The following is a 22,248-nucleotide window of genomic DNA, read 5'->3' as shown; positions in this document are numbered from 1 at the left end:
TTACTACGCCAAAAAGATATATTACAATAGTATACGACACATTAAACTAAAGAGGCGATTTTTAATTATGCAAAACAAGAAAAACTACTTACAAGGACTAAGAGATGGAACTCCGATTTCTCTGGGATATTTTGCTGTAGGATTCACCTTAGGCATCGCTGCCAAAGCCATGGGACTGACAGCTTTTCAAGCGGGACTGATGTCTGCGACTATGCACGCGTCCGCTGGCGAATTTGCAGTGCTCACCGTCATCGCAGGACAATCGGGATATCTATCTATGATTATCACGCAGCTGGTCATCAATATGCGCTATTTTTTGATGGCCTGTTCTCTATCACAAAAAATCGACAGGGATACTTCTCTGCCAAAGCGACTCCTTCTGGGCTACTTTGTTACAGATGAGATCTTCGGTATCTCTGTATCAAAAAAAGAACCGCTGAATCCATTTTATAATTTTGGTGCGGCCACCATCGCGTCCCCCGGATGGATCCTCGGTACGGTACTCGGCGCCGCTATCGGAAACATATTGCCTGGCAGCTTATCCAGTGCATTGAGCGTGGCGCTCTATGGCATGTTTCTGGCAGTCGTCATTCCTCCATCAAAGAAGGACAAGACCATTGCCGCAGTCGTGGTGATTTCCATGATTGGCAGTCTGGGATTTTCCATGATGCCTGTTATCAAAGATTTTGCAGCCAGCACCCGAATCATCATTTTGACCATCGTTATCGCATCGATTGCGGCCATCGTTCGTCCTGTAGATGACAGACAGCTGGACGAGGCAGAAACACACGAAGAACTTGGGCAGAAGCTGGAGGAAGACGAAGAGGAGGTGCGTCAGTGAGCAATAATACCTATATCTACTTGCTGGTCGCGGCTTTGACCATCTTTGCCATCCGCGCCTTGCCGCTTACTTTGATACAGAAAGAAATAAAGAACCGCTTTATTCGTTCTTTCCTCTATTATGTACCTTACGTAACCCTCTCCGTCATGACCTTTCCGGCTATCATCTCCGCTACAAGCAGTTGGATTTCAGGAACCGTCGCTTTTGTCACCGCAGTCATTGTGGCATGGATCGACGGGAACCTGTTCAAGGTGGCCCTGTCCTCCTGCATAGCAGTCTATGCAGTGGAAGCTTTCTTTTTATAAAGCAAAACAAGCTGCCTGTTTCGATGGTATTCATCGGAACAGGCAGCTCATACTATTTTAAGCAAAATCCCCGTTAAGGTTAGATTGATGTTTATGCTTCGCAGAGAAGGCTTATCATAAGGTCCTCGTCGATATTTCCGCCACTCATGATAAGCGCTACATTCTTGCCGCCTACCTCCTCTGAATGCTCCATAACAGCGGCTGCTACCGTAGCACTTCCTCCTTCAACGATGATTTTTTCTTTTGTCATCATGTGTTTGGCAGCACGACGAATTGATTCCTCGCTGACAGAAATCATACCGCTCAAATACTGAGGAAGCATGGCATAGGCGAGTTCTCCTACGCCGCCTACCAGGCAATCACAAATAGACTCTTTGAGAATCGGGTATTCCCCATAACAGCTATGATCTTCGATAGAACGGATCATAGCAGGACAAGCTTCAGTCTGAACTCCAATGATGCGAATATCTGGATTTATGGACTTTGCGATAACAGCCGTGCCCGTTATTAGAGAGCCTCCGCCCACTGGTGCTACTATGGTATCAATTTTAGGATTTTGCTTCAGTATTTCCAAACCTGTTGTACCCTGCCCAGCATATACCAAAGGATCTTTGTCATAGGAATCGACATAAGTCATCTCTTGATCTTTGATATACTGCAGGCCCAGATGATGGGCTTCATCATAATTCTGTCCAAGCTTCACAACCTGCCCGCCATATTTTTTAATTTTGTCTACCTTTGACTGCGGACAGTTTTCTGGAACAACGATAACAGCTTTTTCAATATTCATGAGGCTTGCCCCATAGCTCACCGCAGCACCATGATTTCCAGAAGAAATCGTCGCCACGCCCTTTCTTTTCTCCTCTTCTGTCAAAGTTGCCATTTTGTTCAGTGCACCGCGAAGTTTAAAGGCCTTTACCTTCTTCTGTTGGCATTCCAGCTTGAAATAATACTTTCTATTGTCATCGCCTAAATAAACTGATTCCTCCAATGGCGTCTGATAGACTAAACTTGCGATTCTTGCATATGCATCTACTACATCCGAAGCTGTGAATTGATTCATCACCGCACCCATCCTTTCTAACGATGTTCTCTTTCTAAAAGGTCCTTAGGATTCGTAGATTTTCCGACAAAGCGTACGACGAGAAGCACTGCGGCTGCTCCGCCAATCAGAGGCAATAAAGCACCTATGTCCATAAATCCAATCAGCAGATAGCCTATGAATGCAATGCTGGCTGGAACCAATGCATATGGGATCTGTGTTTTGACATGAGAAATCACATCACATCCCGAAGTTGCCGATGATAAAATAGAAGAGTCTGAAATTGGTGAGGTCTGGTCACCAAATGTACTGCCTGATAGAACTGCTGCAATCGTTGCAATAACAAGGTGAGAATTAGCAGGATCCTCCACAAAAGCAGCCACTAAAGGAATCGCGATTGGGAATACAATCGGCATCGTTCCCCAGGACGTCCCTGAGCAGAAGGAAATAATACAGGAAATTAAGAAAACACATGCTGGCAAAACGCCGACAGCAACGCCGTCTGACACGATGCCTACCAAAAAATCAGCAGTATGCAGATCTGTAATTACCATGCCCAGGGACCAGGCTATGACAATGACGATACCCACTTCACATAAGCCGAAGAATCCATTGAGCCATGTGCTGTAAACTTTCTTAATAGGAACTTTTACAAATATTTTTGCAATTACAGAAGCGACCAAGGTTGACAACATGGCCGCCCATACAATTGGTGGCATCGGGTCAGCTTCCCCGATACAGTCTCTGAAGCCAGTCAGTGTAAACGGATCGACATCACTGCCCAGGCTCTTTGCGCCACTGTACCAAATGCCAAAGAAAATTGTGAGCACCATCGTTAAAATTGGAACTAACGCATACCAAACTTTTCCATTTTTTCCAATCTCAACAGTGTTATCCGTAGCAACGTTTTTTGATGAATCACCCGTCTCCAGTTTTTTCCCCAGTCTTGCTGCTCGTTCGGCCTTATACATTGGACCGAAGTCACGCATCATCAGTGCCACCGCAAATGAAATGATGATGGCCATGATATTGTAAAACATATATGGAATGTTTTTTACAATAATCATAAAACCATTGACATTTTCATATCCCATATTGCTAAATGCATCTGTTACGAGGCCAATTTCAAAACCAATCCAGGTGGTCATCAGTGCAATACCCGCTACAATACCGGCTGTGGTATGTACGATATATGTCAGCTTTTCCCTAGATACGTGAAGCCTGTCACAAAGCGGCTGCATCGTTGGACCTACGATGAGAATATTTGCATAGTCGTCAAAGAATACGAGACAGCCAATCAGCGAAGTAATCACCTGCGCACCACGAGAAGACTTTACTCTTTTGCTCAGTGAAGCGGCAATGGCACTGGTTCCACCAGTCAGATTTAAAATCGCTACCATGCCTGCAATGGTCAAAGTGAAGATCAAAATGGAAGCGTGACTGGCATCTGTAATTGCACCTGTGACGTAAGTTGCAAAAGTATCCATGAATGCGTTGACAACATTTCCTTTGTCGATAATTAGGGCGCCGACAAACGCGCCTGTCAGCAGGGATATGACAACCTGCCTTGTTGCAATCGCCAAACCTATGGCTATGACTGCCGGAAGTAAACTGATAATTCCATAATCCATTTGAATATCCTCCTTAAAAACTGTTTAAACATATTATAATCGGAATATTCAATGTCTTTTTTATACGATTCACAAAGCAGGCAAATCGATTTTTGTGTTTCCTACAAATCTTTCAGACAGCGAACCTTGATCGCTGTCGATAAGGCTTCGTAGAACTCAAAGTCCGTCATCTCTTCCATTCCTGTAATCTCACGTATCCTGCCCAGACGATAGCGTATGGTATTCAGATGGCAACCGCATTCCGCAGCGGCAGCAGCTACTTCTCCCCCTTTCAGGATAAAGGCTTCTGCCGTCTCCAACAAGTCTCTTTTGTCTGCAATTGCATCAAATATTCTTTTAGAAAAGCTTTCTAACGCGGTGCTTTCAAGAAGAGGAATCAAATAACTATACGTGCCGATTTTACTATAGTTCTCAAACTTTTTCCCGGAAGCTACACTGGCGGTATATGCATGATAACTTTCGCGGATGCAATCATCAAGTTCTTCATGGGCAGAATGTATATTACTCTGATAAATATTGATTTTGCCTGCATCGATTGGGCAACTTTCTAAAACATTTTTCATCAAAATATCAAAGTGGTTTTCGTCCTTTACCTGCCCAGTGACGATGAGAAAAATCCCATCTCCGTATCTTGCCATAATCGCTTTTGATCGAATCTGTTTACTCATATAGATACTGCGTAGGATGCGGCCGATATTCATACTTTCCGTAGAAGTGATATAAGCCGCCATCGCATAGCGCTTTAGAATGAGAGAAATGCCTCGAGTAATTTTCTGTAAGTCGTAATTTGAGACTCTGTTTTGAATCATCAGTGCCAAATTCTCCTCAGACAAAAGTTGGTGATCGTCTTTCAGCACAGCCTCTGTAATCTGAAAAATAAAATCCTCAGAGTGCACATCTTTACGAAAAGAAAAAATAGGGAAATCGTTGGTGTTGGCGAAAGCGATTGCTTCCGGCGGCAATTTTTGAAAAAGCGCCTCTTTAAAAGCAAGACCTGATACGCCGCTATGAAAAAGAATCTTTAAAGCATAAAGAACTTTCTCCGGGTGCCCTTGTGCAAAAATCAGACTAGATATGACAAAGCAATCCGGCTCGAACTCATCTTCTACGCTGTAATTAAACTCATCTAAAAATTCATAGTCGGCAATACCTACTGAAAAGATATCTCTTTCGAGACCGTTTCTGCCTGCAACTAACGTAATTTTGTTTTTATCCATTAAATCTGGAATTTCTTTAACTTTCAATGCCATGATATCTCCTTGTTTTTAGTTTCTAACTAGTTATATTACAAAAATTCCGACGATAAGATACCCAACTGCCGTAAGGATAGCCCCGGCAATAGCATAGGGCGCCGTCACTTTGATCTGCCGCAGGTTGGAGACGCCAGTTCCTGCAGAGGTCATAAACACTGTATCCACATAAAAGCAGATATTGCATCCAAAGACGATGCCTGACATCACTGCGGCGATGGCAAGGGAAGGATTGACACCCATGGAAATCGCCAGGGGTATGAAGATCGGTATGGCGATGACTTGTATACTCCAGTATCCGGCTGTGGCAAAGACAGAAAAGCCGACGACGACAAAAATTAAAGCTAACAGTAGTTTTGGAGATACCATACTGCTGATGCCGCCAATGAAGAATTGCAGAAAGCCCAAGGTTTCGTTGGCCGAACTGAGTATGTAGGCAAAGCAGATGATGATAGCCAGGTTTGTCATAGATTTTGCGCCGTCAAATATGTGATTTACAAATTCCGTCAGCGTCATGATCTTCTGCGCCAGATACAAGACCGCCTGCACTCCAATGGCCGCAAATATTCCGCAGGTCAAATCATTGTCAAAGTATAGGGATACTGCGATAAAGGTGACGATGGGAACAATGATATTCAGCGGCGAGGTCGTCTTCCCTTCCTCCGGCATTTCCATTTCTACCATGGATGTCCCAGATTTTTCGGTAATTACAACTGGTCCGCCCGCCGCTACTCTCTGGTAAGATTCCTTCAGCGTCCCAAGCTTTGGCATGATGCCTGTTCCCAGCAAAATGCAGATGATAACCATGATAAACGGATAGAACATATATGGGATTGCCGCTATATAATTGCTAAAGGACAGCCCATGCTGTGAAATCAGCCCTACCGTATAGGCTGTCCAGCTGGAAAAAGGAATCAGTGCGCACAGACAGCAGGCCATAGTGCTGATCTGAAATGCCAGGTGTTCCCTGGGAATCTTATATCTATCGGACACTTCTCTCATAGAAAAAGAGATGGTCAGTGTACTAAGATAGTTGTCGACAAAAATCAGAAAGGACATAATCCAAGCAGTCATTAACGTTCTCTTCGGCCCTTTTACGCCTTTTGTCATCAAATTTCCAAAGCCGATAATGGCACCAGAATGTTGCAAAAGTTTGATCATGCCGCCAAATCCCATCAGAACGATAAGCACAAATTGATAGGAATGTGTTGATAAAACGCCGTACATCCACTCGATATATCCAGTAAAAAAATCCTCTTTGTAAACTAAAATTGCGGCAATGATGGAAGAGAGTACCAACATTTCCGCAATTCGTTTTGTAATCAGAGCACCAACAATCAAAATAATCATCGGAATACATGCAAGCAAACCATAATCCATCTTCCTAACCTCCAGATATTTTCTCATATATCGAAATTATATCAGAAGTCAATAATGAAGACAAGATGGTCGTTATTTTGAAAACTTTGATTTCTCGTAGTTGTACGCAACGCTTGTACCGACGACGACATCCTCTATTTTCTCAATGATGAGCCAGTCATCCATGTTCCCCTGATGGTCAAAGTCCATCGGTTCTATAGCTTGTACATTTTCAAATTCAACGAGACAGAGACATTTCTTGTGCCAACGGTTTTTCTGTTTCTCTGTCAGCGCCAGCTTAGGCTGATTTTCTTCAAGGACCGCAGTAATCTCCTCATCGGCCAGCTTGATATAATTCTTTACATCTTTTACCTTTGCAGAAGCTGTAATTTTCAAGCTTCCTTTCTCCATGAAGTAAAGTGTCTCGTCAGGAAAGACTCTGCTGTGAGGAATCTTTCTTCCTGCTGCACCCCGTACTACCATGGTTTTTGTTCCTTCCAGAATTTTGTCCAGAACTCGTTCCCCTTTTTTCCCTGCATTATCACAATAAACTAAATGAACCATTATTTATTACTCCTCTTCTATAATCGGTATCCATATCTGACTTAGATAGTCGTCAGCATATGGATTCCCGTCGCTATACCACTCAATTTCGGGGAGAGATTCATGGCGAAAGGGATATTTTACAACCCACTCCTGTTCCAAATACCTCCATCCTTGCTGGATGGCCGCCGGTACACTGCCTCTGCAGTCAAATACAGCCCAGGTGCTTTCTGGCAGAATCTTTGCTACAAAATCACTGGGAATCTCGCATTCTGAAACAGTCATGATGGAATACTGTCCTTCTTTAGAACCTTCTCCACAGGATTCAAAGAGACCGAACAGCCCCTTGGGATTCCGCTGATCCATCGCAATCATCTTTGAAAAGCTGCCGTCCCTTTGGCATGCGTTCCAAAACCCAGGTATCTTTGTAACATTCTGCTCGTCGTCGCTTGTAATTGTGATGCTTTTACCGACCAGGCGCATTGCCGGCATCCGTCTGATTTCCCATACATACTGCTGCTGGGAAAGGAGCCGCATCTTCGGAAAAACTCGCAAGCTGGACCCTGAGGTTCTGGCTTCCTTAGGTGAAACGCCGTGGAACTGCTGAAACGCCCTGGTAAAGGATGTAGGTGAATCGTATCCGTATTTATAGCTTAAATCGATGATTTTGATATCACTGCTCTGCAGGTCATAACCAGCTAAAGTCATCTTTCGAAAGCGAAGATATTCGGCAAAACTGATTCCAGTAGTATATGAAAATACTTTCTGGAAAAAAGAACCGGAACAGCCAGCCATGCGCTGGATTTCCGCCATATCAATCTTCTCCTGCGTTCTCTGCAGATGCTGCTCCACATAGTCGATGATCGCCTGCAGCCTTTCATTCCATTTCATGGTCTTTCCCCTTTTTTCATGATATTTTATTTTATCATAGATAAAGAAGTTTTACCTCTCATTTTATGTACTGTCTGGATAGCAATTGATGGAAACTAGAGCGTGATTCCGTTCTTTTCGGCAGCTTTTTTCCAGCCGTACTCTCCAGCTATTTTGTAGGCAATTCTCGGTAAATTGACGGTGGTAAAAACGCATCCATACTCTGCCTGCTGTTCTATTTTCTGTGCTAGCGCCGAAAGATGTTTTCCATAGTTTTTCTTCGGTCCATGTCCCGGCGGTACGTCTTTGATGGAATGCCACATACCGCCTGCTCCGACACCGAGGCCGCCGCAAAATGAAAAGCCGCAGCGTACGCACCAGTTTTCCATCATTTTCATGGCAGTCTGCGTCTGCTCTCCCTCGTAAAATCCGCAATTGATGATGATGTAGACAGATTTAGGCAGCATTTTATCTGCAAAAAAATCTTCAGCATCCCTCAGGCACCGTAGCAGGTGGCTGGGAATACCGTCTACATATAAGGGCAGAGAGAGGACCAGGGTTTCTGATTCTGCCAGAGTCTGCAGCGTATTCTCCTCTATTTCGTTCCCTGAAAAATGAAGTTCTGTCACTGTCTTGTCTTTAGGTAAAAAAGCGCTTAACTCTTCTAACATTTTCCCCGAAGTGCTGTACTTCTTCTTTGGACTGCCGCTGATTAAAGCAATGGCCGCTTCCTCTTGCTTGCTCAGAGGCAAATGTACGTCCCTCTTTTGTGGACCGCAGATTGTCTTTTCCTGACGAATGCACTCTTCAGACAAAATTTGACGGACTTCCACGGCATTTGTGCAAAATACAGTCTCCACTGGAGCTGCATCAAAGTTCACAGCCATGGCTTCGACCCATGCTCCAGCTGATTCTTTTTCAGCTTCCGAAAGATCATCCCCATAGAATATGACTTTCATCGTGATGTGCTGCGGAAATCTCTGCTTATGATGCATCTGCCCGTCTTTAATCACAAAATCAGGATGCAGATACGGAATGCTCCGGTCCAGAACATTTTTAACGAAAGCAGATGGGCCTCCATAAGTGCATTTGCTGATTAGAACCAGTTCATCACATGCCGCCAGTTTTTCCGCCATATGTTCATAACCATCCTTTAATACGCATTCCATGGGACTTTTAATCCAGCATGTAAAACATCCGATACAATTTCTGATGGTGCCGCTGGCCTCTACGACTTCATCGTAGTTCTCTGCTGCCACAAATCCAGGCGGCAAGTCGTGTATCAACAATCTACTTTTGTTCATCATTCATCCCTCTTTCTCGCCTGAAATATAAAAGCTCTATAGTTCAGCCGTTTCCATTTCAGTATATCAAATCCGCCGCTTCGAAACAACGGGAGAATATCGTTTTTTCCGTAAATCCAAACATCGCCCGAGTTTGCCCATTGGATTGCCCAATTAAGGAATCTTCGAAACAGTGGAAAAGTCGGATCTCCTAAGATCAAAGCACCGCCCGGCCGCAGCACTCGATTCATCTCTGAAATCGCTTTTTCGGGCTCCTCATAATGGTGAAATGACGCATTGCAGATTAATATGTCAAAACTCTCATCAGCAAAGGGCAAGCTGACCACATCCGCCAATTTGAGTACCACTTTTTTTGAAACTCTCTTTTCTGCTTCCTTTATCATCTCGCTTGACAGGTCTACTCCGTAATAATGCCCAGGGCGCTGCGTTTCCAACATCTTTATGATGTTTCCGTTTCCACAGCCGATATCCAAAATGTTTTTCCCTGGCAGTTCCTTCACCTGTCCAACAATTTCAGGATACATACATCTGACAAAACGCCCATCGTGGCCTTCATCATACTCTTTTGCTGTACGATCAAAATATTCTCTTGAATTCATCATTTCACCTCATTAAATTTCTTTTATTGACTTATATTCAATCATTGTTTCAAAGAAAACCCGTCTAAGTTGACGGGTTAATTTAAGACTTTGATAATGAGTTGCCGCACGATTTGAAAACGGGCTTCTAAAGAAAGGCTCTGGTCATTGATAATGGCCATTTGACCGCCGACGATAAATTTTGCGGCGGCAGAGGAATCAAGCACGTGGATTTCTCCCCTGTCCTGCAAGACCCTCAGATAATTTTCTATATAAGGTGTCACTTTCCTTGCCATCGCCGTATCCAGTTGTGCATGGAAAAACTCATTTCCTTCTTTGTGAAAAAAGCTGGCATAAGTATAGGCTCCAGTGGTCTCCGCCTGCTGCCATACCTGCCAGAGCCGAGCCATACAAGCATCAGGGGTCAAATCTGTCTGCTTAAATACCTCGATGAACTCCCGGCTGCAAGTCTCTGCATACTGGTTGACCGCCGTTTCGTAGAGCACTTGTTTATTCGGGAAGTAATGATAGCAAAGACCTGTAGCTACGCCCACTGCCTGAGCAATATCCTTCATAGTCACAGCCTCGAAACCTTTCTCAGAAAAAATTCCCATAGCTGCATCTATAATTTCCTGTTTTCTTACTTCTGGATCCTTTGATATACGCACTTTATCACCTCACAACTTATGTTACACCTTCATTGAATATTTGTCAACGAGATAATTCTTCGTTATGCTGCACATGGATGCCGATATGTCCCACCCCTAGAATAACGGCAGCAAGAATTAGCCAGATCACTTTGCCATAGAGCCCCAGCAGCAGGAATGCGGCTACAGGCAATGTCGCTCCCGCCAAAGGAATCCCCAGTATACTGCTATAGAAGTCCGTCAAGGTCTTTGCACTTCGAAAATAGCGAATCCACCAGAATTCATAGAGCACCATGAGCAGAAAAGAAATAAGCAGCCAGAGAGACCAGGGTGTCCACGGTTTGAAGTTGAAATCCTGGAAAATCAGTACAATGTAGAAGCAGAGCACTTCTCCTACTCTCTCAAAACAAAGCAGCAGCTTGTTTTCTATTTTCGGATTATAACCTGCTGGCTGATGTTTCGTCCAGATCAAATTGGGGATTGTCAGCATAGCTAGATATATGGCTCCTACATAAGAGAACCCAAAGTGTCCCATCATTTCTCCTCGCCTTCTTTCAATAATTTTTTCGTTTCGTCACATTATTTTAAATGTACCTCATAAGATCTCAGCCCAAACACGACTGTAAGCAAATAATACCTATGAGTCGCAAAAAGCGTCGATATGTGTTCATGCCGTTTCCTGTCCGCCTTCGTTGGCAAAGAATATCTTTTTCTTCATAACTGTGGTAAAATAAAGATATGGTTCCCGGTAATTTGCTCTACAAATTGCCGGAACATCTCAACAGGAGGTTACAGAAATGAATATTACGCGAATTTGGAAAGTCTATTTCAGTCCTACAGGAAATACAGATAGGGCAGTTACCTATCTTGCAGAAGCGCTCAGTGAAAAGCTAAAGTGTCCCATCGAAAAATACGATTTTACACTGCCCATGTCAAGGGAAACAGTTCCCTCTTTTTCTGCGGGCGATCTAGTCGTCTTCGGCACGCCGGTTTATGCTGGAAAAATGCCAAATAAACTTCTCTCTTTTGTACAGAACAGTTTCAAAGGAAATGAGGCCGCAGCAATTCCCTTAGTCACATTTGGAAACCGCAGCTTTGATAACGGGTTAGCTGAACTGACGCAGGTTCTAGATGATGACGGGTTTCGTATCGTTTCTGCTGCAGCCGTAGCTTCTCAACACGCTTTCTCAGATTCTTTAGCGGCAGGCCGTCCAGATAAAGAAGATTTGAAATTGCTTTCGGAATTGGCCGTCAAAACAGTCCAAAGAATTGAGAGTGAGAGTGCTTTTTCACTTCTATCCATACCTGGAGATGCGGAAGCTGCATATTATAGACCCCTGGGGCTGGACGGTCAGCCTGCTGTATTTTTAAAGGCAAAACCCAAGACGGATACGACGAAGTGCACGGACTGTGGCATCTGCGCCCAAAACTGTCCCATGGGTTCCATCAATCCGGCGAAAACGTCTGAGGTAACTGGCATCTGCATTAAATGCCACGCTTGCGTGAATAAATGTCCAGAAGATGCCAAGTATTTTGACGACCCGGCCTTCCTCTCTCATAAAGCCATGTTAGAGAAAAACTTTCAGCGCAGAGCAGAAACGTTGATCATCGTCTGAACAAAAAGAAAAGCAGGCAGTAAATATGAACTGTTTGCTGTCTACACATACAGCACAAACAAGTGGCAAAATCCAGCTATAAGCTTGTTTTTGCAGATTCTCGATCAATTATTTCAGCAAGAATTGAGAACGGGTATGGTCTGGACCAATCCAAGGCCATGCTCGCCCTCAATTCTTACTTCTCTGATAAGCAATTCTCGGGCTTCCGTCCACAGAATAAATGATTCCGCATCTTTGGAATCCATTTTTTTTAATAGCACTCTGCATAATGCGATTGTCATGATGGGTGTCAATGCGTAAGGTATCGATCTGTTTTTTACAAAAGTCTACACAGAGCCGTAAAATTCCCTTCCCTTGCCCATCACCTGCAATGCGGTGGATGGTGCCATAAGGAGAATCGCTAGGCCACGCACCGTCCTCAATTATCTCATAAGTCGGATCGTCACCTATGACAAACACAAACACACCATGAATTTGTTTCTCTTCTTCTATAACATATAACTGCTCTTTTTTAATATCTTCAACTAATATTCCTTTCTGCGGATAGCCATCTCCCCACTGCGTGGGATTCCCCGTTTCTGCCATAAACACCCTGGCATAAGCGTAGATTTCCAAAATCCTGTCGAGATCTGCCAATTTTGCCTTTCTAATTTCCATGAATGCTAACCTTCCTTTATTAAATCCACAAACTTTGCGCCAATCAGCTCTGCCAGTTGTATTGGTGAAAGTTCCATCTGTAAACCGACTTTGCCACCGCTGACACATATGGTGCTCTGCTCCCAGGCGCTCTTATGTATGGCCGTCTTGAATGGTTTTTTCATGCCTACAGGGGAACATCCGCCTTTGATATATCCGGTCAAAGGTGTAATTTCCTTTACGTGAATCATTTCTATATTCTTTTCGCCAAAAAACTTAGCTGCTTTTTTCAGATCCAATTCACAGGCAACAGGAATGACGCAGACGTAATGTTCTTTGCTATGTCCAACGAGAACCAAAGTCTTAAATACTTTATCCGGGTCGATGTGAGACTGCGCTGCAACGGAAACTCCGCTTAAAAAGCCATCGGGCGCTTCGTATGTATGGAGTTCATAAGGTATCTTTTTCGCTGCGACAATCCGCACTGCATTGGTCTTTGGTTCTTTTTCTTTCTTTGCCATCATATCACCTCTTTTTCATGTAGATGTTATCAGTATACCATAGCTAAAGATTTCTTTGCAAGAATCTAAAGGGGGAATGACGGAATCGAAGATTCCTATTTTCTACATAACAAAAAGGCTCCGCCGCAGCGAAGCCTTTTTAAACCGTGATATTATATTATCCTAATAATCCAGCACCGAATACTGGTGCAAATACAACTGATACAATTGTCATCAACTTGATCAGAATGTTGATGGATGGACCAGAAGTATCTTTGAACGGGTCACCGACTGTGTCGCCGACAACTGCAGCCTTGTGAGGTTCGGAACCTTTTCCGCCAAAGTTGCCTTCTTCGATATATTTCTTAGCGTTATCCCATGCACCGCCAGCGTTCGCCATCATGATAGCGAGCAATACGCCAGCTGAAAGAGCACCGCCCAGCATTCCTGCCAGCGCCTCTGCACCCAGTACAAAGCCGACAGCAAGCGGAGCTGCGATAGCCATCAAGCCAGGAATGATCATTTCCTTCAGGGCAGCACCAGTGGAGATATCTACACATCTTGCGTAGTCAGGCTTGGAAGTGCCTTCCATAATGCCCTTGTCTTCTCTGAACTGTCTTCTAACTTCTTCAATCATCTGATTTGCAGCCTTACCTACGGAGTTCATAGTCATGGCTGAGAACAAGAATGGAAGCATTGCTCCGATGAACAGTCCGACAATGACGATTGGATCCAGTAAGCTTACAATGCTGATATGCGCAACCGTTGCATAAGATACAAACAGAGCCAGTGCAGTCAGAGCAGCGGAACCAATTGCGAAACCTTTACCAATAGCCGCTGTCGTGTTACCTACAGAGTCAAGCTTGTCCGTAATATTTCTTACGCCTTCTGGCAGTTCAGCCATTTCAGCGATACCGCCGGCATTATCGGAAACAGGACCGTAAGCGTCTACTGCAACAGTCATACCTGTCGTGGAGAGCATACCTACTGCAGCAAGAGCGATGCCGTATACGCCAGCAAACTGATAAGCAACAAAGATGCCCACACAGATGCAGATAATCGGCCAGAGAGTAGACATCATACCAACACCTAAACCGCTGATGATCGTAGTTGCAGCACCAGTCTGTGACTGCTCAGCAATCTTTTTAACTGAACCGTAGTCAGCTGAAGTATAGATTTCTGTAATCTTACCGATGGCAATACCGACGATAAGACCTGCGATAATTGCATATGCATAAGTGAAGTCGCCCAACATCTGCTTGCTCAAAATCAGAGCAGCGATGATTACAATGACGCCACTGATGTAAGTACCCATATTTAGAGCCTTAGCAGGATTAACATTCTCTCCGCCTCTTACGAGCAGGATACCAATTACAGATGCAATGATACCGATTGCTGAAAGAACCAGTGGGAATACGGCTGCCGTAGTTTCTGAGAATGTTGCAAGTTCAGGTGCATTTGCAACTGCAACTGCCGCCAGAGTAATAGCAGAAATGATGGATCCTACATAGGATTCGAACAGGTCAGAACCCATGCCAGCAACGTCACCAACGTTGTCTCCTACGTTATCAGCGATAACGGCAGGGTTTCTTGGGTCATCTTCTGGAATACCAGCTTCAACTTTACCTACGAGGTCAGCACCAACGTCTGCAGCCTTTGTGTAGATACCACCGCCTACTCTTCCGAAGAGAGCCATAGAGGATGCACCGAGACCAAAGCCTGTGACACTTTCCAGCACTGTCGCAAAATCAAGCACATAGAATACGACACCAAGTCCTAACAGACCGAGGCCTGACACGCAAAGCCCCATAACCGCACCTGATCTGAAAGCGATTTTCAGTGCCTTTGGCATACCTGCTTCTTTTGCAGCATTTGCTGTTCTTACATTACCTTTTGTTGCAACGTTCATTCCAAAGAATCCAGCCAAAACAGATAACAGGGCACCGATTACATACAATACAGCGGTTGTCCAATTTCCAAGGCCAAATCCAATCAGCAAGAACAGTACGACAATGACGATAACCATCGTCTTGTACTCTCTTCTGAGGAATGCCATAGCACCTTCTCTGATGAAGCCTGCAATTTCCTTCATCCTGTCTGTTCCTTCATCAGCTTTGCCGATCCATGATGCTAGACAAAAAGCAACGATTAGACCAACTACAGCTGCGATAGGAGCAACAAAGCTTGTAAAGCTTTCCATAATTATAATACCTCCTCCTTCGCTTACTTATGAAACAAGTTTAAGAGGCACTAAACAAGCACCTCTTACTATCAAGCGAATATTTAAAATTTAATTATAAACACATTAAAAAATAGCTACAATCGCCAGTGAAAGACCGATAAACAAGATTGCAGATACAACGGTTATTTTGCTCAAAATAGCCTCATAACCTTTACTCTTTTTTTTGCCGAACAGCTGCTCAGCGCCGCCTGCGATAGATCCGGACAATCCGTCACTGTTACTAGATTGTAATAATACGCTGGCAATAATGATAATGCTGGCAATTGCTAATAGTACCATTAGAGTGGTTTTCATCTTATCCCTCCTTAATAGACTTGTCACAGTTTTAAAAACTGTCGTATGCAAAACCCTCCACTTAATGAGCAAATGCATCGCATGAAACTCGATTGGCTAAGGGTTGACTGCTTAATGGTCCTCGTCCCAATTTGTCTCGCAAATTGCGGAGAGACCTTATGCAACCACCCTCCAAGAGAGTCAGCGCACCGCGCGTAGCTCGATTGGCTAAGGGTTGACTGCTTAAAATTCAACCATTTAACTTTATCATAAGAAATGGTAAAAATCAAGTATTTTTGACACTTTATCCCTAAAAGTTGATAATGTCCATAAATTTAGAAGGAATCAGGCTGGCTCCGCCGACTAATGCACCATCAATCTCATCCATATTCATGATTTCTGTTGCATTTTCTGGTTTCACACTGCCGCCATATTGAATGATTACTTTGTCGCAGGTATCCTCATCGTATAGTTCCTCAACGATCGTCCTGATAAAAGCGCACATTTCTTCTGCCTGCTCCGCACTGGCTGTCTTCCCCGTACCGATAGCCCAAATCGGCTCATATGCGATGACGATTTGCTCAGCTTGCTCGCTCGTGAGACCAGCAAAATCTTTTTCAATCTGCTGTGAGACGACCTCTTTTTCTTTTCCCGCTTCTCGCTGTGAAAGATTTTCTCCGACACAGAGAATCGGTCTGATTGCGCTCTCTGTTAAAAGCTTCTTCAATTTCAGATTGACGGTCTCATCCGTCTCTGCAAAGTACTGTCTTCTTTCTGAATGACCGACGATACAGTAATCCACACCGATTTCTTTCAGCATAGCGACAGAAATCTCACCAGTAAAAGCGCCTTCGTCTTCGAAATGGACGTTTTGTGCGCCCACGCCTATGCCGGTTCCTCTGAAGGCTTCCACCAACGTATCTAATTGCGTGAATGGCGCACAGATTGCCGCTCTGATATCGGTATCCTTATATAACTGTTTGAAGCTTTCCGCAAATTCCATCGCTTCTTTTTTCGTCTTGTACATTTTCCAATTTCCTGCAATAAACGGAATTCTCATTTTCTTATTTCTCCTCTATAATTGCAATGCCCGGTAGGACTTTACCCTCTAAAAATTCAAGAGAAGCGCCTCCGCCCGTCGAAATATGGGTCATCTTGTCTGCCAGACCGAATTGCTCTGCAGCCGCCGCTGAATCACCGCCGCCGATCACTGTAACGGCATCGCTTTCTGCCAAAATCTCTGCAATGGCTCTTGTACCTCTGGCAAAAGACGGCATTTCAAACACACCCACTGGACCATTCCATACAATGGTCTTTGCTTCTATTAAGGCTTTTTTGTACAGATCAATGGTCTTAGGTCCGATATCCAATCCCATCATATCCGCCGGTATCTGTTCCCTATCAACGACTACAGTTTCAGTCTCGTTGGCAAACTCTTTTGCGCAGACAACATCTACAGGCAGCAGCAGTTTGACCCCTGCGGTTTCAGCTTTTTCTAACAAAGCCTTGGCTAAATCGATGTTTTCTTCATCCAAGATCGATGTGCCAATTTCAAGTCCCATGGCTTTGAAGAATGTATAAGACATACCGCCGCCGATAATCAAAGTATCTACTTTTTTCAACAGGCTTTCAATGACTGGAATTTTATCGCCAACCTTTGCTCCGCCCATAATTGCTACAAACGGTCTCTTTGGGTTTTCCACTGCGCCGCCGAGGAACTTCACTTCTTTCTCAATCAAGAAGCCGGATACTGCTGGCAGATAATCGGCAATTCCCGCTGTAGAAGCATGGGCTCTGTGTGCTGTGCCAAAAGCTTCTTGCACAAAGATTTCCCCTAAAGAAGCTAATTCTTTGGCAAATTCTGCGCCGTTTTCAGTTTCTTCTTTTCTGAAACGGACGTTTTCGAGGAGCATCACCTCTCCCTCTTGCAAAGAATCAGCCGTTTCTTTAATCGTATCACAGATCACCTCTGGGCAGCTTTTAAATTTGACTTCTTTTCCGAGGAGCTGGCTCAGTCTGTCTGCCACTGGCTGCAGCGTGAACTCCATCTTTGGTTCGCCCTTTGGTCTGCCCAGGTGAGACATTAAAATAACCTTTGCCCCCTGTTCAATTAAATAGGTGATCGTTGGCAGTGCAGCCGTAATTCTGTTATCGTCAGTAATTGCGCCGTCCTTCTGTGGTACATTGAAATCACATCTTACAATAACTTTTTTTCCTTTGACATCGATGTCTCTGATTGTTTTTTTCATTTTTTTAGACCCCTCATTGTTTCATATTGAGGAAATACCGGTCTAGCCGGTATTTCCTCTCGTATCCATTATTTTGCGTTGTCTACCTCGTACATATGCTTAATGAGTTCCAATGTCTTGCTGGAATATCCAAATTCATTATCATAGAAAGCGATCAGCTTGAAAAACTTATCGTTTAGCTCAATGCCTTCTCTTGCGTCAAAGATGGAAGTGTGCGGATCTCCAACAAAGTCACCAGATACTACTTCGTCATCAACGTATTCAATGACACCATGCAGGGTCGTCTCAGATGCTTTCTTTACTGCTCTGCAGATGGCCTCATAAGATGCGGATTTTTTCAATACGACATTCAGATCGATTACAGAAACGTCTGCAATTGGAACCCTGTAAGAAATTCCTGTCATCTTTCCTGCCAGTGAAGGAATCACCAATCCTACAGCTTTCGCAGCACCAGTAGTGGAAGGAATGACATTGCCGAACACGCTTCTTCCCGTTCTCCAGTCTTTCATCGAACGAGCGTCAACAACTTTCTGCTTTGCAGTAGCAGAATGGATGGTAGACATCAATCCCTGTTCGATTCCAAAATTATCCTCAAGCACCTTGCAAAGTGGTGCCAGGCAGTTGGTCGTACAGGATGCATTGGAAACTACCTGCATGTCGCTTGTGTATTCGTCTGAGTTGACACCATAGACGAAGGTAGGCGTTGTCTTATCTTTCGCAGGAGCTGAAATCACAACTTTCTTAGCGCCTGCTTTGATATGATCCATCGCGGTTTCAGTAGTAGTATAAGCCCCTGTCGCTTCAACTATGTATTCTGCCCCGCATTTATCCCAAGGAATGTTTTTCGCTTCAGATTCGCTGTATACAGGAACCTTTTTGCCGTCCATCATAATTCCGTTTTCATACTTCTCAAGTGATTTAGGGAATCTTCCGAATGTACTGTCATATTTCAGCATGTAGATCAGATAATCGATATCCGCGTTACGAACATTAATACCTGCAATTTCGATCTCAGGCATGTCCATTGCCGCCCTGATCACTACTCTGCCAATTCTTCCGAATCCACTAATACCAACTTTAATTGCCATAATTTACCTCCATATCTCTCTTTTATATAAGAATTAAAGTTTTGTATTGATATATATTAAAATTAATTAATATCAAAATTATACGACTAACGCCTAGCCAGCCAAAGGCTGGGGCGTTACATCATAAGGAGTTTCCATCAATTTGCTCTGCAAATTGGGCGGGCTCCATTAGAATCTCCTTCTCTTCGAGGAAGATAAGATGTTCATCCCTTCTCTGTACTTTGCCACCGTCCTTCTGGATATATCAATTCCCTTGTCTTTCAGAATTTCTACCATATCCTGGTCGCTGTAAGGTTTTCTGGGATCTTCTCCATTTATGATTTCCTTGATAATAGACTTTACGCTGTTGGAGGAAACCCCGGCACCGTCTCCGCCTGAGACACCGCTTGAGAAGAAATACTTCAGTTCAAAAACGCCTCTCGGACTCTGCATATATTTACCGTTGATGGAACGGCTTACCGTCGATTCGTGCACGCCGACTTCTTCGGCAATTTGCTTTAAGGTGAGAGTCTTTAAGTACTTTTCCCCCTTATCAAAGAAGTCCTGCTGATACTTTACGACTGCGCTGGCTACATTATAAATCGTTTGCTTTCTCTGTTCAATGCTTTTAATCAACCATACTGCTGCATTAAATCTATCATTTAAATACTTATTTAGTTCTTCGTCTTTGTCAGCTTCCGCAGATAACTTGTTATAATAAGAGCTGACCATCAGCTTTGGCACACTGGTATCGTTGTTGGTAACCACAAATTCATCGTTAATTTTTTCAACAAAGATGTCCGGGATAACGTACCTGGTCGTCTCTCCGGATGAGAAAAGTCTGCCCGGCTTTGGTTCCAAGGTCTTAATCAAATCTGCTATTTGCTGGACTTCCTGATTCTTCATGTTCAAGGTCTTTGCAATATGTGCAATCTTGTTATCCGCCAAATCCTCCAACATGTTTTCTATGATATATTCAATCTCGTCTGTCAAAAGTCCCTTTGCGGCGAGTTGAATAATCAGACACTCCCGCAAGTTTCTGGCAGCGATCCCTGCCGGATCAAAGGTTTGGATAAAATTAAGCGTATCTTCTACATCTTCAATTTCAGCATCTACTGCCTTTGCAATTTCTTCTACAGAAGCGGTCAGATAGCCATTGTCATCGACAGCCTCGATAATATATTTGCCGATTGCCGCATGTTTTCCCTTGAGATTGGAAAACTGGAGCTGCATAAAGAGATAATCTGTCAAAGTATCTTCTTCAGAGACGTACTGCTCGTATGTATAATCATCGTCTTCATCAGGGGAATATTCCCACTGCTTGAAGCTCTCTTCTTCATAATCAGCTTCTCTGATTTTTTCTCGGATGTCGACTTCCTGTGTGTCATACTCCTTTTCCGCTTCCAGCACAGGATTTTCAAGCAATTCATTCTGGACATAATCAACTAACTCCTGGTTGTTGAACTGCAATATCTGTATTGCCTGAATCAATTCAGGAGTCATGGATAGTTTCTGGGTCTGTTCAATTGTGAGCTCGTATCCTAATTTCATAATTCCTATCTCCTTATGCAAATAGTATACCATATTGAATCAGTCTATTTCAAGCCTGGAAAGTCCAATTGTCTTAATGCCTCAAATAAAATGATGTTTGCGGAATTTGCAAGGTTGAAAGAACGTAGTCTTGTGTCCTTACTCATTGGGATTCTAATTGCTTTCTCCTGATGCGCTTCGATAAAGTCTCTTGGCAGCCCCGCAGTTTCTCGACCAAAGAGAAACATATCTTCATCCTTATATTCTGGTTCTGTATAGATTCTGCCGCCTTTGGTGGTAGCCAGATACATAGTTCGGTCCCCATAAGTTTCCATGAAGGCCTCTAAGCTCTCGTGAACTTCCAGTTTCACATAAGGCCAATAATCCAGTCCCGCTCTCCTGACAGCTTTTTCATCTATCGAAAAGCCTAACGGCTCTACCAGGTGCAGAACTGTGTCTGTCGCCGCACAGGTTCTCGCTATATTTCCAGTGTTAGGTGGAATTTCTGGTTCTACAAATACGATGTGTAATGACATAATGTCCTCCTAATGGAGTTGCCCCCAATTTGCAAAGCAGATTGATGAGAACTCCTGCACTCTTGACGGCCAATCCCCAAGAGAGCAAGCACTTTATGCGCCGCTCGATTGGATGGATTTAGTCGTATAGTTATGGTCGTATAATATATTTACTTATTAATAATAAAGGTTTTTTGTTAAAATTTAAAGACAAAAATGAAATTTTGGTATATAATTTTTATCAATGTAAAAATATGTACAAGGAGGCTGTTATGAAAACAGTAAAAATCGGAATACTAGGTCTGGGAACCGTAGGTGGTGGAACTTACGAGATCTTGGATATGAACAGAGAATTGATTGAAAAAAGAATCGGCAAAGAAATCAAGGTCGAAAAAGTACTAGAAAAAAACATGGATAGACTGAAAGCACTTGGACTCCACGAAAGCCAGGCCACACAGAATCCTGATGATATTTTAAAGGATCCAGAAATTGATATCGTAGTAGAAGCACTCGGCGGCATCGAACCTTCTACCACGTTCATGCTGACTGCCATGGAAAACGGAAAATCAGTGGTAACACCGAACAAAGCTGCTGTAGCAGCGAACTTTGACAAACTCCACAAAGCAGCAGTGGCAAACAGTGTTGAATTCAGATTTGAAGCCAGCGTTGGCGGCGGTATCCCTGCCCTGACTGCAATTACAGAAGCTCTGGCAGGCAACGATTTCAGTGAAGTTATGGGCATCCTCAACGGCACGACCAACTATATCTTAACAAAGATGACAGATTTGGGTCTTGATTACGGCGAAGTGCTGAAAGATGCTCAGGCAAAAGGTTTTGCCGAGGCAGATCCGACTGCGGATGTGGAAGGAATTGATGTCGCAAATAAGCTTTCTATTTTGATGGCTCTTGCTTTTGATAAGTATGTTCCACCGACAGAAATACCTACAGTAGGCATCAGCAAAATAACCATGGACGATATTGAGGCCGCAAAAGCAAAAGGATGCAAGATCAAATTAATTGCCCAGGCAAAGAAAGTGGGCGATAACATAGAATACAGTGTAAAACCTATGGAAATTGAAAACTCACATCCTCTCGCTGGCGTTTCCAATGAGTTCAATGCGATTTACGTTACAGGCAATGCTGTCGACGAAGTGATGTTCTATGGCAAAGGTGCCGGTGCCCTCCCGACAGGCAGCGCCATCGTAGGCGACATTCTTGCAATCGCAAAAGCACTATAAAGAGGAGGTACG

The 22,248-nt window shown here is 43.8% G+C and carries 23 protein-coding genes; 4 read left to right on the top strand and 19 right to left on the bottom strand.

Annotated elements, in window-relative coordinates; all coding sequences use genetic code 11:
- Positions 1-67: 67 nt before the first annotated feature.
- Together ACMQ5W_RS16180 and ACMQ5W_RS16175 are read left to right on the top strand one after the other, a co-directional pair.
- Positions 68-841: an AzlC family ABC transporter permease gene (locus ACMQ5W_RS16180; RefSeq protein ID WP_419026070.1), complete on the top strand. Its 774-nt coding sequence runs from the start codon at positions 68-70 to the stop codon at positions 839-841.
- The gene (locus tag ACMQ5W_RS16175) at positions 838-1,146 is read left to right on the top strand and encodes an AzlD domain-containing protein (RefSeq protein ID WP_148492114.1); all 309 of its coding nucleotides are present in this window, start codon (positions 838-840) and stop codon (positions 1,144-1,146) included. Before ACMQ5W_RS16180 ends, ACMQ5W_RS16175 begins: the two co-directional genes overlap by 4 nt.
- A 91-nt stretch (positions 1,147-1,237) precedes the next feature.
- On the opposite strand, the gene ACMQ5W_RS16170 is transcribed toward ACMQ5W_RS16175, so the two are convergent.
- The 10 genes from ACMQ5W_RS16170 to ACMQ5W_RS16125 form a co-directional block, all read right to left on the bottom strand.
- The gene (locus ACMQ5W_RS16170) at positions 1,238-2,209 is read right to left on the bottom strand and encodes a threonine ammonia-lyase (protein WP_419026069.1); all 972 of its coding nucleotides are present in this window, start codon (positions 2,207-2,209) and stop codon (positions 1,238-1,240) included.
- 17 nt (positions 2,210-2,226) lie between these two features.
- Complete coding sequence (locus ACMQ5W_RS16165; protein WP_419026068.1) at positions 2,227-3,819, bottom strand: Na+/H+ antiporter NhaC family protein; 1,593 nt, start codon at positions 3,817-3,819, stop codon at positions 2,227-2,229.
- 101 nt (positions 3,820-3,920) lie between these two features.
- Positions 3,921-5,069: a PucR family transcriptional regulator gene (locus ACMQ5W_RS16160; protein WP_419026067.1), complete on the bottom strand. Its 1,149-nt coding sequence runs from the start codon at positions 5,067-5,069 to the stop codon at positions 3,921-3,923.
- 30 nt (positions 5,070-5,099) lie between these two features.
- On the bottom strand, positions 5,100-6,449 hold the full coding sequence (locus tag ACMQ5W_RS16155; RefSeq protein WP_419026066.1) for a Na+/H+ antiporter NhaC family protein: 1,350 nt from the start codon (positions 6,447-6,449) through the stop codon (positions 5,100-5,102).
- 72 nt (positions 6,450-6,521) lie between these two features.
- Positions 6,522-6,992: a hypothetical protein gene (locus ACMQ5W_RS16150; protein ID WP_419026065.1), complete on the bottom strand. Its 471-nt coding sequence runs from the start codon at positions 6,990-6,992 to the stop codon at positions 6,522-6,524.
- A 6-nt stretch (positions 6,993-6,998) separates the two neighbouring features.
- Positions 6,999-7,862, bottom strand: a complete 864-nt coding sequence (locus tag ACMQ5W_RS16145; protein WP_419026064.1) for an AraC family transcriptional regulator — start codon at positions 7,860-7,862, stop codon at positions 6,999-7,001.
- Between the two features lie 95 nt (positions 7,863-7,957).
- Positions 7,958-9,148 (bottom strand): hypothetical protein, encoded by a 1,191-nt coding sequence (locus ACMQ5W_RS16140; protein WP_419026063.1) that lies wholly within the window; start codon positions 9,146-9,148, stop codon positions 7,958-7,960.
- Entirely contained in the window at positions 9,145-9,747 is a 603-nt protein-coding gene (locus ACMQ5W_RS16135) for a class I SAM-dependent methyltransferase (RefSeq protein WP_419026062.1), read from the bottom strand. The genes ACMQ5W_RS16140 and ACMQ5W_RS16135 overlap by 4 nt, the downstream gene beginning before the upstream one ends.
- 74 nt (positions 9,748-9,821) lie before the next feature.
- Positions 9,822-10,391, bottom strand: a complete 570-nt coding sequence (locus ACMQ5W_RS16130) for a TetR/AcrR family transcriptional regulator (RefSeq protein WP_148492118.1) — start codon at positions 10,389-10,391, stop codon at positions 9,822-9,824.
- Positions 10,392-10,434: 43 nt separating this feature from the next.
- A complete protein-coding gene (locus ACMQ5W_RS16125; RefSeq protein WP_419026061.1) occupies positions 10,435-10,908 on the bottom strand; it encodes a hypothetical protein in 474 nt (157 codons plus the stop codon).
- A gap of 259 nt (positions 10,909-11,167) precedes the next feature.
- Here ACMQ5W_RS16125 and ACMQ5W_RS16120 point away from each other — a divergent pair, with 259 nt between their 5' ends.
- Positions 11,168-11,986, top strand: coding sequence for an EFR1 family ferrodoxin (locus ACMQ5W_RS16120; RefSeq protein ID WP_419026060.1), 819 nt, complete (start codon positions 11,168-11,170; stop codon positions 11,984-11,986).
- A 168-nt stretch (positions 11,987-12,154) separates the two neighbouring features.
- Here ACMQ5W_RS16120 and ACMQ5W_RS16115 read toward each other — a convergent pair whose 3' ends face one another.
- The 9 genes from ACMQ5W_RS16115 to trmL form a co-directional block, all read right to left on the bottom strand.
- A complete protein-coding gene (locus tag ACMQ5W_RS16115) occupies positions 12,155-12,643 on the bottom strand; it encodes a GNAT family N-acetyltransferase (RefSeq protein WP_419026059.1) in 489 nt (162 codons plus the stop codon).
- 5 nt (positions 12,644-12,648) lie between these two features.
- Complete coding sequence (gene ybaK, locus ACMQ5W_RS16110) at positions 12,649-13,143, bottom strand: Cys-tRNA(Pro) deacylase (RefSeq protein WP_419026480.1); 495 nt, start codon at positions 13,141-13,143, stop codon at positions 12,649-12,651.
- A 157-nt stretch (positions 13,144-13,300) separates the two neighbouring features.
- On the bottom strand, positions 13,301-15,322 hold the full coding sequence (locus ACMQ5W_RS16105; RefSeq protein WP_419026058.1) for a sodium-translocating pyrophosphatase: 2,022 nt from the start codon (positions 15,320-15,322) through the stop codon (positions 13,301-13,303).
- Between the two features lie 105 nt (positions 15,323-15,427).
- The gene (gene secG, locus ACMQ5W_RS16100; RefSeq protein WP_148492122.1) at positions 15,428-15,658 is read right to left on the bottom strand and encodes a preprotein translocase subunit SecG; all 231 of its coding nucleotides are present in this window, start codon (positions 15,656-15,658) and stop codon (positions 15,428-15,430) included.
- A gap of 289 nt (positions 15,659-15,947) precedes the next feature.
- The gene (gene tpiA / locus ACMQ5W_RS16095; protein WP_419026057.1) at positions 15,948-16,697 is read right to left on the bottom strand and encodes a triose-phosphate isomerase; all 750 of its coding nucleotides are present in this window, start codon (positions 16,695-16,697) and stop codon (positions 15,948-15,950) included.
- Between the two features lie 4 nt (positions 16,698-16,701).
- Positions 16,702-17,886, bottom strand: coding sequence for a phosphoglycerate kinase (locus ACMQ5W_RS16090; protein ID WP_419026056.1), 1,185 nt, complete (start codon positions 17,884-17,886; stop codon positions 16,702-16,704).
- 68 nt (positions 17,887-17,954) lie between these two features.
- A complete protein-coding gene (gene gap / locus ACMQ5W_RS16085) occupies positions 17,955-18,974 on the bottom strand; it encodes a type I glyceraldehyde-3-phosphate dehydrogenase (protein ID WP_419026055.1) in 1,020 nt (339 codons plus the stop codon).
- A gap of 168 nt (positions 18,975-19,142) precedes the next feature.
- Complete coding sequence (gene rpoN, locus ACMQ5W_RS16080; protein ID WP_148492126.1) at positions 19,143-20,504, bottom strand: RNA polymerase factor sigma-54; 1,362 nt, start codon at positions 20,502-20,504, stop codon at positions 19,143-19,145.
- A 44-nt stretch (positions 20,505-20,548) separates the two neighbouring features.
- Positions 20,549-21,019: a tRNA (uridine(34)/cytosine(34)/5-carboxymethylaminomethyluridine(34)-2'-O)-methyltransferase TrmL gene (trmL, locus tag ACMQ5W_RS16075; RefSeq protein ID WP_148492127.1), complete on the bottom strand. Its 471-nt coding sequence runs from the start codon at positions 21,017-21,019 to the stop codon at positions 20,549-20,551.
- 251 nt (positions 21,020-21,270) lie between these two features.
- Between trmL and ACMQ5W_RS16070 the strand changes: the two genes are divergently transcribed.
- Positions 21,271-22,236, top strand: a complete 966-nt coding sequence (locus ACMQ5W_RS16070; RefSeq protein ID WP_419026054.1) for a homoserine dehydrogenase — start codon at positions 21,271-21,273, stop codon at positions 22,234-22,236.
- The last annotated feature ends 12 nt before the right edge of the window (positions 22,237-22,248 follow it).

It is taken from the genome of Emergencia sp. (assembly GCF_048465375.1).
Lineage (GTDB): Bacteria > Bacillota > Clostridia > Peptostreptococcales > Anaerovoracaceae > Senimuribacter.
Note: the sequence above shows the minus strand (reverse complement) of the source record. Positions and strands in the feature narration are given on the sequence as shown.

What these genes read in the sequence shown, in the direction of transcription:
- ACMQ5W_RS16150 (WP_419026065.1), bottom strand. Translation starts at nt 6,992, where the DNA reads ATGGTTCATTTAGTTTATTGTGATAATGCAGGGAAAAAAGGGGAACGA.
- ACMQ5W_RS16180 (WP_419026070.1), top strand. Translation starts at nt 68, where the DNA reads ATGCAAAACAAGAAAAACTACTTACAAGGACTAAGAGATGGAACTCCG.
- ybaK (WP_419026480.1), bottom strand. Translation starts at nt 13,143, where the DNA reads ATGGCAAAGAAAGAAAAAGAACCAAAGACCAATGCAGTGCGGATTGTC.
- ACMQ5W_RS16155 (WP_419026066.1), bottom strand. Translation starts at nt 6,449, where the DNA reads ATGGATTATGGTTTGCTTGCATGTATTCCGATGATTATTTTGATTGTT.
- ACMQ5W_RS16115 (WP_419026059.1), bottom strand. Translation starts at nt 12,643, where the DNA reads ATGGAAATTAGAAAGGCAAAATTGGCAGATCTCGACAGGATTTTGGAA.
- ACMQ5W_RS16125 (WP_419026061.1), bottom strand. Translation starts at nt 10,908, where the DNA reads ATGATGGGACACTTTGGGTTCTCTTATGTAGGAGCCATATATCTAGCT.
- ACMQ5W_RS16120 (WP_419026060.1), top strand. Translation starts at nt 11,168, where the DNA reads ATGAATATTACGCGAATTTGGAAAGTCTATTTCAGTCCTACAGGAAAT.
- ACMQ5W_RS16090 (WP_419026056.1), bottom strand. Translation starts at nt 17,886, where the DNA reads ATGAAAAAAACAATCAGAGACATCGATGTCAAAGGAAAAAAAGTTATT.
- rpoN (WP_148492126.1), bottom strand. Translation starts at nt 20,504, where the DNA reads ATGAAATTAGGATACGAGCTCACAATTGAACAGACCCAGAAACTATCC.
- ACMQ5W_RS16170 (WP_419026069.1), bottom strand. Translation starts at nt 2,209, where the DNA reads ATGAATCAATTCACAGCTTCGGATGTAGTAGATGCATATGCAAGAATC.
- tpiA (WP_419026057.1), bottom strand. Translation starts at nt 16,697, where the DNA reads ATGAGAATTCCGTTTATTGCAGGAAATTGGAAAATGTACAAGACGAAA.
- trmL (WP_148492127.1), bottom strand. Translation starts at nt 21,019, where the DNA reads ATGTCATTACACATCGTATTTGTAGAACCAGAAATTCCACCTAACACT.
- ACMQ5W_RS16140 (WP_419026063.1), bottom strand. Translation starts at nt 9,148, where the DNA reads ATGATGAACAAAAGTAGATTGTTGATACACGACTTGCCGCCTGGATTT.
- ACMQ5W_RS16105 (WP_419026058.1), bottom strand. Translation starts at nt 15,322, where the DNA reads ATGGAAAGCTTTACAAGCTTTGTTGCTCCTATCGCAGCTGTAGTTGGT.
- ACMQ5W_RS16135 (WP_419026062.1), bottom strand. Translation starts at nt 9,747, where the DNA reads ATGATGAATTCAAGAGAATATTTTGATCGTACAGCAAAAGAGTATGAT.
- ACMQ5W_RS16160 (WP_419026067.1), bottom strand. Translation starts at nt 5,069, where the DNA reads ATGGCATTGAAAGTTAAAGAAATTCCAGATTTAATGGATAAAAACAAA.
- secG (WP_148492122.1), bottom strand. Translation starts at nt 15,658, where the DNA reads ATGAAAACCACTCTAATGGTACTATTAGCAATTGCCAGCATTATCATT.
- ACMQ5W_RS16165 (WP_419026068.1), bottom strand. Translation starts at nt 3,819, where the DNA reads ATGGATTATGGAATTATCAGTTTACTTCCGGCAGTCATAGCCATAGGT.
- ACMQ5W_RS16070 (WP_419026054.1), top strand. Translation starts at nt 21,271, where the DNA reads ATGAAAACAGTAAAAATCGGAATACTAGGTCTGGGAACCGTAGGTGGT.
- ACMQ5W_RS16145 (WP_419026064.1), bottom strand. Translation starts at nt 7,862, where the DNA reads ATGAAATGGAATGAAAGGCTGCAGGCGATCATCGACTATGTGGAGCAG.
- gap (WP_419026055.1), bottom strand. Translation starts at nt 18,974, where the DNA reads ATGGCAATTAAAGTTGGTATTAGTGGATTCGGAAGAATTGGCAGAGTA.